Source organism: Streptomyces sp. NBC_00876, from assembly GCF_045207435.1.
In the GTDB taxonomy this organism is placed as follows: Bacteria; Actinomycetota; Actinomycetes; order Streptomycetales; family Streptomycetaceae; genus Streptomyces.
Genome location: NZ_CP108800.1, coordinates 3,491,648 through 3,504,302, shown reverse-complemented (window position 1 = coordinate 3,504,302; position 12,655 = coordinate 3,491,648). Strand labels below are relative to the sequence as shown.

General features: G+C 70.4%; 13 protein-coding genes and 1 pseudogene. 6 read left to right on the top strand and 8 right to left on the bottom strand.

Annotated elements, in window-relative coordinates:
* Window positions 1-52: 52 nt before the first annotated feature.
* A complete protein-coding gene (locus OG782_RS15310) occupies window positions 53-424 on the bottom strand; it encodes a hypothetical protein (protein ID WP_406451238.1) in 372 nt (123 codons plus the stop codon).
* A gap of 96 nt (window positions 425-520) precedes the next feature.
* Here OG782_RS15310 and OG782_RS15305 point away from each other — a divergent pair, with 96 nt between their 5' ends.
* Complete coding sequence (locus OG782_RS15305; RefSeq protein ID WP_406451236.1) at window positions 521-1,366, top strand: LLM class F420-dependent oxidoreductase; 846 nt, start codon at window positions 521-523, stop codon at window positions 1,364-1,366.
* Between the two features lie 88 nt (window positions 1,367-1,454).
* On the opposite strand, the gene OG782_RS15300 is transcribed toward OG782_RS15305, so the two are convergent.
* From OG782_RS15300 to OG782_RS15290, 3 genes are all read right to left on the bottom strand, one after another.
* The gene (locus tag OG782_RS15300; RefSeq protein ID WP_406451234.1) at window positions 1,455-2,954 is read right to left on the bottom strand and encodes a hypothetical protein; all 1,500 of its coding nucleotides are present in this window, start codon (window positions 2,952-2,954) and stop codon (window positions 1,455-1,457) included.
* A 91-nt stretch (window positions 2,955-3,045) separates the two neighbouring features.
* The gene (locus OG782_RS15295; RefSeq protein ID WP_406451232.1) at window positions 3,046-3,813 is read right to left on the bottom strand and encodes an ALF repeat-containing protein; all 768 of its coding nucleotides are present in this window, start codon (window positions 3,811-3,813) and stop codon (window positions 3,046-3,048) included.
* A gap of 70 nt (window positions 3,814-3,883) precedes the next feature.
* The gene (locus tag OG782_RS15290; RefSeq protein ID WP_406451230.1) at window positions 3,884-4,855 is read right to left on the bottom strand and encodes a hypothetical protein; all 972 of its coding nucleotides are present in this window, start codon (window positions 4,853-4,855) and stop codon (window positions 3,884-3,886) included.
* Between the two features lie 556 nt (window positions 4,856-5,411).
* Here OG782_RS15290 and OG782_RS15285 point away from each other — a divergent pair.
* Window positions 5,412-6,665: a serine/threonine-protein kinase gene (locus tag OG782_RS15285; protein ID WP_406451228.1), complete on the top strand. Its 1,254-nt coding sequence runs from the start codon at window positions 5,412-5,414 to the stop codon at window positions 6,663-6,665.
* Window positions 6,666-6,688: 23 nt separating this feature from the next.
* Here OG782_RS15285 and OG782_RS15280 read toward each other — a convergent pair whose 3' ends face one another.
* Together OG782_RS15280 and OG782_RS15275 are read right to left on the bottom strand one after the other, a co-directional pair.
* Window positions 6,689-7,078 (bottom strand): hypothetical protein, encoded by a 390-nt coding sequence (locus OG782_RS15280; protein WP_406451226.1) that lies wholly within the window; start codon window positions 7,076-7,078, stop codon window positions 6,689-6,691.
* A 255-nt stretch (window positions 7,079-7,333) separates the two neighbouring features.
* Window positions 7,334-7,588 (bottom strand): type II toxin-antitoxin system Phd/YefM family antitoxin, encoded by a 255-nt coding sequence (locus OG782_RS15275; protein ID WP_406451224.1) that lies wholly within the window; start codon window positions 7,586-7,588, stop codon window positions 7,334-7,336.
* Window positions 7,589-8,008: 420 nt separating this feature from the next.
* On the opposite strand from OG782_RS15275, the gene OG782_RS15270 reads away from it, so the two are divergent.
* The 4 genes and pseudogenes from OG782_RS15270 (at window position 8,009) to OG782_RS15255 (ending at window position 9,310) form a co-directional block, all read left to right on the top strand.
* Window positions 8,009-8,215, top strand: a complete 207-nt coding sequence (locus OG782_RS15270; RefSeq protein ID WP_406451222.1) for a hypothetical protein — start codon at window positions 8,009-8,011, stop codon at window positions 8,213-8,215.
* Window positions 8,199-8,723, top strand: a complete 525-nt coding sequence (locus OG782_RS15265) for a DUF6879 family protein (RefSeq protein WP_406451220.1) — start codon at window positions 8,199-8,201, stop codon at window positions 8,721-8,723. Before OG782_RS15270 ends, OG782_RS15265 begins: the two co-directional genes overlap by 17 nt.
* Window positions 8,713-8,862, top strand: a pseudogene (locus tag OG782_RS15260) (helix-turn-helix domain-containing protein); the annotation flags it as partial. The gene OG782_RS15265 and the pseudogene OG782_RS15260, both read left to right, overlap by 11 nt.
* Before the next feature lie 49 nt (window positions 8,863-8,911).
* Entirely contained in the window at window positions 8,912-9,310 is a 399-nt protein-coding gene (locus OG782_RS15255) for a hypothetical protein (RefSeq protein ID WP_406459473.1), read from the top strand.
* A gap of 147 nt (window positions 9,311-9,457) precedes the next feature.
* Here OG782_RS15255 and OG782_RS15250 read toward each other — a convergent pair whose 3' ends face one another.
* Together OG782_RS15250 and helR are read right to left on the bottom strand one after the other, a co-directional pair.
* On the bottom strand, window positions 9,458-10,285 hold the full coding sequence (locus OG782_RS15250) for a M55 family metallopeptidase (protein WP_406451218.1): 828 nt from the start codon (window positions 10,283-10,285) through the stop codon (window positions 9,458-9,460).
* Between the two features lie 107 nt (window positions 10,286-10,392).
* Window positions 10,393-12,537 (bottom strand): RNA polymerase recycling motor ATPase HelR, encoded by a 2,145-nt coding sequence (gene helR, locus OG782_RS15245; RefSeq protein WP_406451216.1) that lies wholly within the window; start codon window positions 12,535-12,537, stop codon window positions 10,393-10,395.
* Window positions 12,538-12,655 lie beyond the last annotated feature (118 nt).

Below are 12,655 nucleotides of genomic sequence, written 5' to 3'. Positions count from 1 at the left end.
CCCACCCCCATCCGCACGAACTGACTGAGCTGCCTGGCCAATCTGCCCGGAACTACGGGGAGTTCCGCCGGGACCGGGACACCAGCACGTAGGCCAGGATGGCGCTCACCACGACGGCCAGCACGATCCCGAGAACGAGCCCGCCCCCGAACCCGCTCGACCCGTGCTTGCGCCGCTTCTTGCTCTTGCTTCTGCTCTTGTGCTTGCTCTTGTACGTTTGCGCGGCCTCGCGCACACCGGCATGGGCGGCTGCGGCCCCGCCCATGTGCCCCGCGGCCTGTACCGAAGCGGTACGGGAAGCGGCGGTCGCGGAAGCGGGTGAGGCGGCTGATGCCGCGGCGGGCGCGCCGCCGACGAGCACGCCCGTCAGGAACAGCGCGGTGAGAACGGTGCGGGTGCGGGTGCGCGTGCGCGTCCGGACCATGTGGTTGACCTCCCCCGAAGTCGCCGAAAGCTCGGCTTTGCGCACCGTACGGCATACGTTTGGGCGGTCACCAGACAACGACGGAGGTGTCCTCGCATGCGGATCGCCACAACGATCTTCCTCACCGACGAGACGATCACACCGGTGCGGCTCGCGCACCAGCTTGAGCAGCGGGGATTCGCCGGGCTCTATCTTCCCGAGCACACGCACATCCCGGTGAGCAGGGACACTCCTTACCCGGCGGGTGGCGAGCTGCCGCCCGAGTACGGCCGCACCCTGGACCCCTTCGTGGCCCTCGCGCAGGCCGCCGCGGTGACCGAACGCCTCGCGCTGGGCACCGGCATCACGCTGATCGCCCAGCACGACCCGATCGACCTGGCCAAGCAGATCGCCACCCTCGACCACCTCTCCGGCGGCCGCTTCACCCTGGGGCTCGGCTTCGGCTGGAACGTCGAGGAGGCCGCGGACCACGGCGTGAACTGGTCGACGCGCCGGGAGCTCGGCCGTGACCGGATGGCGCTGATGCGCGCCCTCTGGGCGGATGAACCCACGGCGTACGAGGGCGAGTTCGGGTCGGTCCGGGCCAGCCACGCCTACCCGAAACCGTTCCAGCAGCCACGCGGCCCGGTGACCGGCCCGCGCACCCTGATCGGCGGCGCGGCGGGCCCGAAGCTCTTCGCGCACATCGCACAGTACGCGGACGGCTGGCTCCCGATCGGCGGCCGCGGCCTGACGGAGTCCGTACCCAAGCTCCGTGCCGCCTGGGAGTCGGCGGGCCGAGACCCGAAGGACCTCCAGGTGGTCCCGTACGCGGTCCTGCCGAGCGCGGGCAAGCTGGCGCACTACGCGGACCTGGGCATCGAGGAGGTCGTACTCCAACTGCCCCCGGCGGGCGAGACGGAGGTCCTGCGGACGCTGGACGCGTTCGCGGAGTACCTCTAGTACCTCGCGGAGTACCTCTAGTACCTCGCGGAGTACCTCCCTGGTGCCTCGCGGAGTACCTCTAGTACCTCTAGTACCTCTAGTACCTCTAGGGCCGTCGCTCTCCGGCTGTGGCGAGGAGCGCGTACATCGTCGCGGCGGGCAGCGCCGGATTGGCGGCGGCCCGGTGCGCGAGCTCCTCGTCGTCGAGCAGTTCCGCGATCCGGCCCTGGGGCAGCCCCGGGTGGCGCGCCGCGTCGGCGCGGACCCGCGGGTCCGGATCGCGGGTGAGCCGGTCGGCCGGGCCCGGCGCGAGTCCGGCGTCGGACAGGGCCAGGCGGCGGACCGCGGGGTCCTCGTCGGCGGCGAACCGGGCGAGGCCCTGGCGCGGGAAGTCGCGGTGGCGGGTGAGGTGCCACCGGTCGCGGCCGGTGTACTCCAGGAAGCTGCGAAGAAGGAGTGCGGCCGGGGCGCCCGGATGGTTCTGGCAGAGCAGCACGCGTACGCCGAGGTCCTCGTCGTCGGCGAGCAGCGCCACCAGGTCGGCAGGGAGGGCGGGGGCCGCCGCGGCCCGTCGCCGGAGCAGGGGATGCGCCGACAGCGCGTCGCGGCGGAGTCGGTCGGCGTCGGGCGGCACGGGGACCGGGAAGCCGCACGCGTGGTGGCCGTAGGACTCCTCCTGCGTCACCTCGTAGTCGATCGCGGCCCGTTCCGCCTCGCTCAGGGCCGGGTGCACGGAGAGGGCGAGGCGCACCCCGGGGTCGGGATCCACGGCGAGTGCGCGACGCTCCGCCGCCCCCAGGTCCGCCCGCTCGGCGACACGGGTCCGCACCTCGGGATCGGGATGCCCGGCCAGGACGGTCACCATTGCGGCGGGTGTAGTGGCGTTGCCGGCGATCAGCCAGGCGTCCTCCGCCAGGGCCCCGGCCACGACGTCGGGGGCCAGCGCGCCGTACATCAGCAGGTGATGGCGTGCGTGACAGCTGTGAGCGGGGAGATCCTCCCGCACCGCGTCCGGATCGCGCAGCCGCTCGTACGCCCCTTGGTGGCGGGCGGCCGACTCCCGTACGCCCGGGTCGTCGTCGGCCAGCAGTGCGGCCCGCACCCGGGGCGTCAGCGACTCCCAGAAACCGCTCCCCATGCTGCGGACCTTCGCCACGGGATGGGTGGCCATGCTGCTCCGGAATCCGGGGGACATCTGGAGCAGAAGCCCGGTTCCCACCCACTCGTTCTCGTAGGTGTCGATGATCCGCACAACGGTCCGGTCCGGCAACGGCCGTGGCCGGCAGACGTCGTCGGCCCGGGGTGCCTCGGCCAGATGAGCCCGTACGAACCATTCCGGATCGTCCACCAGCCGGGCCCGCTGTTCGGGATCGGCGTACGGATTACGGGCGAGGAAGCTGCGCGTGTACCTGTCGGGGTGGTCGACGACCGCATCCACCACGGCCCCGGGCAGCGGCCGGTCCCGGCACAGCACCATCCGTACGGCGGCCGACTCGCCCGCCAGCAGGCGCAGCAGGACATCGACGGGTGCGGCCGGATTGAGCGCCACACCGGCCAGCCGACGTTCTGCCGGTGTGGCCGCTTCCCATATCTGCTCAGGAGTCACGCCGGGATGATGCCACGACTTCCGGCCCGATCCGGGCCGACTCCCAGCCTGCCGGCCGCCCGGTCCTCACACCGGCCGGCCGCCCGCGCTGTCAGGCGTACTCGTACTGGCCGTACTCGATGAAGTACCGCAGTTCCTCGGGCGTGCCGTCGACGACCTTCTCGGCGGCGGCGCGGAGCTCGCTGCTGATGGTGGGGTCGGCGAGGATACGGAAGACGGCGACCGTGTCGTCCTCGGCCTGGGCGAGGCGGTAGCCGGTTTCGAGGAAGGCGCGGAGGGCTTCGGGGCTGCCGTCGTCGAGCGCCCTGTTGGCTTCGCGGATGACGGCCTTGCCGCTGTCGGGGTCGGCTAGGAGGCGGACGATGGCGACGGAGTCGTCCTCGGCCTGGGCGAGGCGGTAGCCGGTCTCGAGGAAGGCGCGGAGGGCTTCGGGGCTGCCGTCGTCGAGCGCCTTGTTGGCCTCGCGGATGACGGCCTTGCCGCTGTCGGGGTCGGCTAGGAGGCGGACGATGGCGACGGAGTCGTCCTCGGCCTGCGCGAGGCGGTAACCGGTCTTGAGGAAGGTGCGCATGACTTCGGTGGTGCCGTCGTCGAGCGCCCTGTTCGCTTCCCGGGTGACGCCCCTGCCGGTGTCGGGGGCGGCGAGGATGCGGAGGATCTCGATGCGGAGCTCTTCGTCGGACATCTCGTCCACCGGTGTGGTGGAGCCGTCCGTGTCGGTCGTCGCGGTGTCGGAAGCGAACGAATCAGCCGAGGCTGTCGAGGTGGACGGTCCGGCTGCGAAGGCCGGGCCCGCCAGCAGCAGGGCCGGAGCCAGGGCAGCGGCCGCGACGGTCAGAGCGGCACGGGGCAGTCTCATGTGTGAACCTGTCTTGATATCAAGGCGAGTTGAGTAGATCCGGCGGTCGCACCGCGGCCGCCGGTAGTCATCATCGCGCCGGATCGTCCCGCACGGCATTGCTGGATTCCAGCAGTGATGAACGGCTCATGATTGCCGTGCCGTCCTCGCACGCAGGGCATTTGCCCGGATCCGGAGCCCTGAAGGCGTGGTCGCAGTCGTCGCAGTTCTGGAGCGGTACGGGGCGATAGGCGGCGGGAAGCGTGCGCCCGGACGGGAGCGACGCCGTGAGGCGATGCCGCACCAGTTTCGCGGGGAACTTCACGGGCCGGGGCAGGTCCTCGGTGAGGGCCTTGCGTACGTCTGCGGGGGAGGCGTCCCGCTCGAACCAAGCGGCGACACCGGGGGCGAGGAAGTCGATGTCGGCCTCGGTGAGCCTGAGTTGGCCGTCCTGGCGTTGCAGCCCGATGAGGAGCAGTGCGGCGGCCTGGAGGAGCTGGGGCCTCGGGTTGAGCGGCTGCGGAAGCGGTGGGGGCGGCGGCTTCTTCGCGGTGGGCGCGGGCACGCGGGGCGGCGGGGGGACGTCCGCAGGCGGTGGGGACGGCGCGGGAGGCGCGGGGGTCGGCGCGGGTGCGGGTGCCGGTCGCGGAGTTGGCGAAGGTGCCGGATTTGGCGCAGGTACCGGAGCTGGCGCCGGGGCAGGGGCCGGGGCAGGCGCCGGGGCAGGCGCTGGGGCAGGCGCTGGGCGACGCATGAGAGGCCTGGCCGTTTTCCTCTCCGTCTTCGTCCGCTCCTTGTCGGCGGCGGCGGGGTCCGGGTGGTTGTAGGACACGGTGCGTGTGAAGACCCGGCCGTCCGGCGAACGCTCCCGGATGCGCTTCAGGTAGCCGTGCTGCTCCAGTTCCCGCAGGGAACCGGCGATGCGGTGCTCGCTGTCGGAGGGCAGACGGGCGGCGAGCGCCTTGATGCCGATCCTGGCCCCGGGCGGCAGCGACTGGATGTGCAGGGCGAGGCCCCGCGCGGCGAGGGAGAGTTCGGGGTGCTGGCTGAGGTGGTTGCCCACGACGGTGAAGCGTTCGGTATGGCGGACATTGACATGCTCAACACCGGATGGTGGGGCGTAAGGGGCCGCGATAACCTGCGAGGTAGCCATCGGGAAGGTTCTTCTTCCTTGTTGGTCAGGCCCTCGCTGGGATTGCTGTCCCGGTGGGGGCCGTCAGAAGTCTTGAGTTGGTGCGGCGAGCATATGCCAGGCAACCCGGTGGAAATCCACCCCAGTTGGCCAACCTCACCCGTGCGGGTGACGGGCCGCCGGGCGGGTTGGGTGGGTAGTTAGTTCTCTACCAAGTGCCTTTAAAAGCTTTTACGTCGCGGCCCACCGGAACGCGGAGAACCGCGACGCCACTGACCGGGTCGCGGGTACCCGCGACCCGGTGATCCGCGTCCCGGAAGGGCCGGTTCAGGGCCGTGCGCCCCGCGATCAAGGCAGGAGTGTGCCACGGGTGCGGACAGGGCGGCCCCTGTTTTCCGGTTGCTCCACTCTGTGAGGCGGGACGGCTGCGGCTGGTCATGTCTGCGACATACTGAGGCGCTGAAGCACAGGGGGAGGCGTACGGCGCATGGGGTACGGGGCGGATGGTGCGGGCCTGCCGGAGAGTATCGGCGGGTACGCCGTGGAGCGGGAGTTGGGCGCGGGCGGGATGGGCGTCGTCTATCTGGCACGCTCTCGCGGCGGGCGCGCGGTGGCTGTGAAGGTGGCGCGCTCCGAACTCGCGACCGACCCGCACTTCCGGGAGCGGTTCCGCGCCGAGGTCGAGGCCGCGCGCAGTGTGGGCGGCTTCCACACGGCGCAAGTGGTGGACGCGGACCCGGCAGCGGCGGCGCCCTGGCTGGCCACGGCGTACATCCCCGGGCCCACGCTCTCCGCGCTGGTCGAGGCCGAGGGGCCGATGGGCGAGGCGCGGCTACGGCAGCTGGGCGCGGCCCTGGCCGAGGCGCTGGCGGCGATCCATCGCTGCGGCCTGGTGCACCGTGACCTGAAGCCGGGGAACATCATCATGGCCTCGGACGGGCCGCGGGTCCTGGACTTCGGCATCGCGCGGGCTCTGGAGTCGACCCGTCTGACGGCCACCGGGATGGCTTTCGGGACGCCGGGGTTCCTGGCGCCCGAGCAGGCGCAGGGCCAGCAAGTCGGTGGCGCAGCCGATGTGTTTGCGCTCGGGGCGGTGCTTGTCGCGGCGGCGGGCGGCAGCGCGTTCGGGGCGGGCACGCCGATGGGTCTGATGTACCGGTCGGTGCACGAGGCGCCGAACCTGGCTGCGGTTCCGGATGGCCTGCGGACCATCCTGGCGTCGTGCCTGGCCAAGGAGCCCGCTCAACGGCCCACGCCGGACGCTCTGCTGGATCTGTTCGTGCCGGGCGGTGCGGCGCACGCCCCGATGGAGCCGCCGACTCCTCCTCTTCCCTCCTACGCGCCTCACCATGGCGCTCCGGAGCAATGGCATCAGGCTCCCGCCGATGGCGCTCCCGCGGTTGCCCCCGGATTCGGCCCCGGGTTTGCCCCCGCGTTCAGCCCCACGGCCCCTGCGGTGTCCGGCACCGACAGCGACGTCGCCTTCATCGCGGTGGCCTCGGACGGTCACATCCTGATCGACGCCGTAGGGGTCGAGTTCGGCACGAGGTCAGGTGACGTGCAGTTCACCTGGGCCCAGATCAGCACGGTCGAGTACGCGGCCTGGGGCCCCAAACACCTCAGTGTCACCGTCCGCTTCCACAACGGCACCGCGTATCCGTGCGTGATCGCCGCTCGTACGAGGGCCCGTCTCCGGGAATGGCTTGAGGACCTGCCGCTGATCCTGGAGTACTTCGGATAACCGTCGTCCTCGTCGGCCGTGTGTCAGAACCCGGGAGCCGGGACGAGGTCCGGCCACCACGGCGGCACACCGCTGGGGCAGTGGTAGGTGGTGCCTTCCCAGAAGAGCGAGAAGGCGCACCAGGAGACAGCCAGGACGAGCGCTCCGCCGACCACGGCCGAAACCAGAGGGCGCCGGCCCAGGAGGGCCACCGTCCCCAGCCAGACGATCAGCAGAACGATCGCGAGAACGGGGATGAAGACCCAGAGGAGAAAGGCGCCGTTGGCCGCGCTGTTCACGCCGGCGTCGCAGGCGCTCCAGGCCCTCCCCAGGAGCGTGGCCGTCAGCAGGGCTACGGCCGCCGCGACCACCGAACCGACCCATCCGAGTGTGAGCCGAGCGCTCGTACGCCCTCGAAGTTCTGCCCCGCCCATCGCTCCCATGGACGGTCACCCTGGCCTGCACGGGGCTTCCGGTCAACGATCTCTTGCGGGAAGCCGGACCGTGACGAGGAGATCGGCCGCGTGCATGTGGGTGCGTACGCGTTCCGGGGCGGTGCGGGTGGGGCGGTGTCGCGGTTCATGGCCCCATTGGGACAGCGTCCATGAGGAGGCGCAGGCCGTCGGGGTCGTCCTTGAGGAAGGGGGCGGCCTGGTCGATGGCGTGCTCGTCCCAGTTGATCAGACAGGTCAACGCTGCGCCAGGCCGAGTCGTGCGCGCCCCTGGTCATGAGGGACTGTTTCGGCGGTGCCGGAGGCCTGGCGTGCCTGGTACTGGGCGAGGGCCAGGGCGTCCTCGAGTTCGGCGAGCTCCTGCGGGTTGATCAGTACGGCCGTCGGCTGCCCATGGTCGGTGATCGTGATGCGTTCCCGTGCATTCGAGGACCTGCGGACGAGAGGGCCGAAGTGTGCACGGGCTTCTGTGATGGGCAGCGTGTCACTCATGTAATGGAGTGTGCACTTCTTCAATGTTCCGTGCAGTCGGCTGAGAGGCGGCGTCCCGGCCGGCAACGGCGTACATCCCCGGGCCGACGCTTGCCGCGCTGATCGGGGCCGAGGGACGAGGTAGGACGGCGCCTGCCACGTCGCAGGGGCTGGAGCCGGGCGTGCAGGGTTCGAGCCCGAGCCTTCGAGCCGTCCGGTGTATCCGGCTGCCCGTGCTCACCGGCGCGCCCACCAGCCGCTTGCTGCGTTGTTTCGGATGCTTGCTCAGGAAGTTCTCTTCGAGCTGTCCCGGATTCCCCTGTAGCCGGGCCGGTTTATGCGATGACGCAAATATTGGGGCTCCCGCATGGACGGCCCAGGTGCCCCGCTCGTACCGTCGAGACAGCCGGCCCGTGGGGGCCGTCCGAGGGGGTTCGCGTCATGGCTCGTGAGGAACTGACCCGGCTCAACGGCAACGGAAGCGGCACGTGCGGTAAGGATGACTGCCCGAACGTCTACAGGACCGCATCGGGTTCATTCGTGGTTCAGGGTGATGTATCCGATGCCTTCAAGGCGCCCGACGGGGAAGGGCTTGTGGAGATTCCGGAGGAGACGTTGAGGGAGGCCGTCCGTGCTCTTGGCTGGTGAGGAGTGGGCTGCTCGCTTTGAAGGATTCCAGCGGGAAGCCTGGCGTCTGGAGACCCTGCCGCAGTACCTCGTTCCCCAAGAGGCAGAGGAGTTCGAGGCGTTCAGGGCCGGCGCCCGCATCGATCCGGCAGCCGTTTCGAACGAGTACACCGACCGTTTGCGCCGACAAGTCACACAGGGGCGAATCCAAGGACGGGTCCATGTGCTGACCCGCCCGCTGTCGGACTATCTGCGGTTCGAGTTCCACCACTACTACAAGGCTCACTCGTTGGCTGGTGAACAGATCCGCATTCTCGACGTGACGAACCGGACCAACCCCCTTGAGGGGGTGCAGGATTTTTGGATGTTCGACCGTTCCGAAGTGGTCCTCATGAACTACCACTCCGACGGTCGGCAGATCGGCCGAAAATTGTTCAATGGTGGCATTGCGCCGTTCCTTGAATGCCGACGGGTCGCGGTCAATGAGTCGGTTTCCTTCGAGGAGTACGTGAAGGGCGTTGACCTTTGACCCCGGGGCCCTAGGTCATTTCAGGTCAGACCTAGCGGCGGCATTGAAGGAGGAGCGCAATCGGGCCGGATGGACTCAAGTCCGGCTCGCCAGGCGCTGCAACATGAGCCAAACCAAGGTGAGCAACATCGAAAGCGGGAAGTTGACCCCCGCCATAGTTGATGTCGAGCTGATCCTTGAACCCCTGGGTGCAGACGGAGGCACGTTCCATCACCCGAGAGACGGCAGAACAGTTCGGGGTGACGGAGACCTCCGACGCGCTCGACGCGCTCGCATTCCGGGATGTAACGGGAACGCTGACGGACAGAGACGGCCCCTGCGTGGCGGATCTACTGGAAAGCGGGGAGCGGACGCGATACGCGGCAGCCCTCTGCGGCTACGAAATAGGAGTCAACCGCCGATACGCCCACTTCCTCGCGGAGTTCGCCCCGGGGGAAGAGGTCGAGTGCCATAAACGTCTGCTCGCGGCCGTCATCACCGGTGACGTGACAGAGCTGGGGGCATGGCTGGACGAACGCCACGGCCCCGGAACCTTCACAGGCCTGTTCCGAACTCCGGGCTACTTCGAACCATGCTTGACCGCGTAGGCGGTTGACGGGGACCCGTCGCGGTGGTGCCCCGACAGGCCGGAGCGAACGGCCTCGCGGTGGTGCCCCGACAGGCCGGAGCGAACGGCCTGCACCGGCCCGCCGGCGCCCCCGCCGCCCCCGTCCCCGCCTCCCCGAACCGGCCGCCTACGCAGGCTTGATCGACGCGAGCTGGACGAGCAGCAGGACCACCCGGTACGCCTCGGCGAAATCGGTCGCGGTGAAGGCGACCGTGCGGCCGCCCGCGGCGCGGGTCACGCCCGGTACCAGGGTGGCGAGGTCGACCGTGGACCCGCTGTAGAGGTCGACCTCCAGGGCGAGGGGGCCTTCGGGGGACAGGGGCGGGACCTGGGCGCGCCGGGTCACGGCCTCGGCCGCCGCCCGGTGCAGGCGTTCCCGGGCCTCCTGCGGGTGCAGGGTGATCGCGGCGCCCTGGCCGAGGGCCTGCTTCACCTCGACGGTGGAGGCGGAGGGGACCAGGTCGCGCAGTTCGGCGCAGGCGGTGTCGTCGCCGCTGAGCAGTACGACGGGCACGCCCAGGTGGCCGGCCATCGCGGTGTTGAGGCCGATCTCGCCCAGGGAGCGCCCGGCGATGCGTACGTCGAGGATCTCGCCGCTCATGCTGTGTGACAGCACGGACGGCCCGGCGCCGGCGCGGCCGTGGTAGCCGATCAGCAGGGCGGCGTCGGTGTTCTCGTCGATGCCGGCCAGCATGTTCAGCGGGCGGGGCTTGCCGCGCACCAGCCGTACGCGGCGGTCGAGTTCCTCCGGGAGGAGGTTGCGGTACGTGCCGTGGGCGTCGGCGACCAGGATCTCCGCGGTGGGTTCGGCCTCCAGGACCCCGGCGATGACGGCGTTCGCCTCAGCCGTCATCAGCGCACGCCCGCGCTCGTAGTCGTAGCGTTCCGGATTCGTCTCGGAGGGGTGCACGATCCCCGAGATGCCTTCCATGTCCACGGAAATCAGAATCTTCATGGACCGGGGAGTCTACGTGCGGTGGTCACCGGGCCTGGCGCACCGGCCGGCCCCCTGCGATTCCGGGCCCGGAACCCGTCCTCCACGTTCCCGGGCCCGCGCCGCCGTCAGGGGCTCGTGAGGATGACGAGCTTCTGCGTCGCCCGGGTCATCGCGACATAGCGGTCGACGGCCCCCTCGATTCCCGAGCCGAACGTCTCCGGGTCGATGAGGACGACCAGGTCGAACTCCAGCCCCTTCGACAGCTCCGGGGTCAGCGACCGCACGCGGGGCGTCTCCCGGAACGAGGGATCGCCGATGACGCAGGCCGTGCCTTCGGCGTGCGTGGCGAGCCAGGTTTCGAGGACCGTTCCCAGGTCCGCAGCCGGTCCGTGGACGACGGGGATGTCGCTGCTGCGGATGGAGGCCGGCACGTTGGCGTCCGGGAGCACGGCCCGGATGACCGGCTCGGCCTCCGCCATGATCTCCTCCGGCGTGCGGTAGTTGATGCTCAGGGAGGCCATGGTGATCCGGTCGAACCCGGCCCGCTCCAGCCGCTCCTGCCACGACTCCGTGAAACCGTGCCTGGCCTGGGCACGGTCCCCGACGATGGTGAAGCTCCGCGACGGGCACCTGATCAGCAGCATCTGCCACTGGGCGTCCGTCAGTTCCTGGGCCTCGTCCACCACGACATGCGCGAACGGTCCCGCGAGCAGGTCCGGCTCGGTGCCGGGCGCCGCGAGCCCCTCGGCCAGGGTGTCCTTCATGTCCTGGCCGCGCAGCATCGTCAACGCACCCTCCCCGTCGGCGTCGGACTCGAGCAGGACGTCGACGACCTGGGCCATCTGCTCGCGTTCGGCGGCGGCCGCGGCGTTGCGGCGGCGCCTGCGCCGCGATGCCTCCGGGTCGCCGAGCCGCTGCCGCGCCGCGTCCAGGAGCGGCAGGTCGGCGACCGTCCAGGCGCGGGGGTTCCCGCGCTGGAGCCGCGCCACCTCCTCGCGGGTCAGCCAGGGGGCGCACATGCGCAGATACGCCGGTACGGACCACAGGTCTCCGACCAGGTCGGCCGCCTCCAGCAGGGGCCAGGCGCTGTCGAAGGCGGCGAGCAGTTCCCTGTCCCGCATCAGCGACTTGCGGAGCAGCTCGTCCGGTACGTCGGCCTCGGACTTGTCCACCAGGATCGTGAGCAGCTCCTCCCACACCTGGTCGCGCGCCTCGTTGTGCGGAACACCGGGGGCCGACTCGAACGCAACGGCCCATTCACCGGCGCTCAGCCGGATGTCCGACCACTGCGTCGTGACCGTCATCCCCTTGGCGGGCGGCGCCTCGTAGAAGCGGACAGCCGCCTCGATCGCCCGCACCAGGTCCGCGGAGGACTTCAGGCGGGCCGCCTCCGGGTCGGCCTCGTCCCCTGCCGAGGCTCCCTCGGCGACGAGGTCCCGCAGGGTGCAGGTCTGCACCCCCTCCTCGCCGAGGCTGGGCAGGACGTCGGCGACGTAGCCGAGGTACGGCTCGTGCGGACCGACGAACAGCACGCCGCCCCGGTGGTGCCCCAGGCGCGGATCGGAGTAGAGGAGGTACGCGGAGCGGTGCAGCGCGACGACGGTCTTTCCCGTACCGGGGCCGCCGTCGACGACGAGGGCGCCGCGCGATCCCGCGCGGATGATGGCGTCCTGGTCGGCCTGGATGGTGCCGAGGACGTCCCGCATCCGCACCGACCGGTTGCTGCCCAGACTGGCGATGAACGCGGACTGGTCGTCGAGCGCGGCGTGCCCGGCGTAGCCGTCCGGGGTGAACACCTCGTCCCAGTAGTCACTGATCCGGCCACGGGTCCAGCGGTACCTGCGGCGGCTGGCCAGACCCATCGGGTTGGCGTGTGTGGCGCCGAAGAACGGTTCGGCCGCCGGTGAGCGCCAGTCGAGCAGCAGCCGGCGCCCGGTGCTGTCCGTGAGGCCGAGCCGTCCGATGTACAGCGGCTCGGGGTTGTCCTCGCCGACCATGTGGCCCAGGCACAGGTCCAGGCCGAAGCGGCGCAGTGCGCGCAGGCGCGCGGTCAGCCGGTGGATCTCCGCGTCCCGGTCCATCGCCTGCCGGCCCACACCGCCGGGCGACCTGCGTTCGGCGTCGAGGCGCTCGGACAGTTCGGCGATGTTCTGCTCGAGGCACTGCGCGATGGCCGCGAAGTGCTGTTCGTCGCCGGTGATCAGCGCCGGGTCGGCCTTGGGGGCGAGGTGGTCGGGAAGGTTGAACGCACTGGTGGTCAGGGGGTTCATATCGGTAGCTCCCACATGCACTTCGCGAATCTCCCAAATCTGCAGGTTCTGGTGCCTGGGCCAGTGATTCTGAAGCATGATGGGGGCCTTGCCGCAAGGCCCCTGGTGCGCTATATGT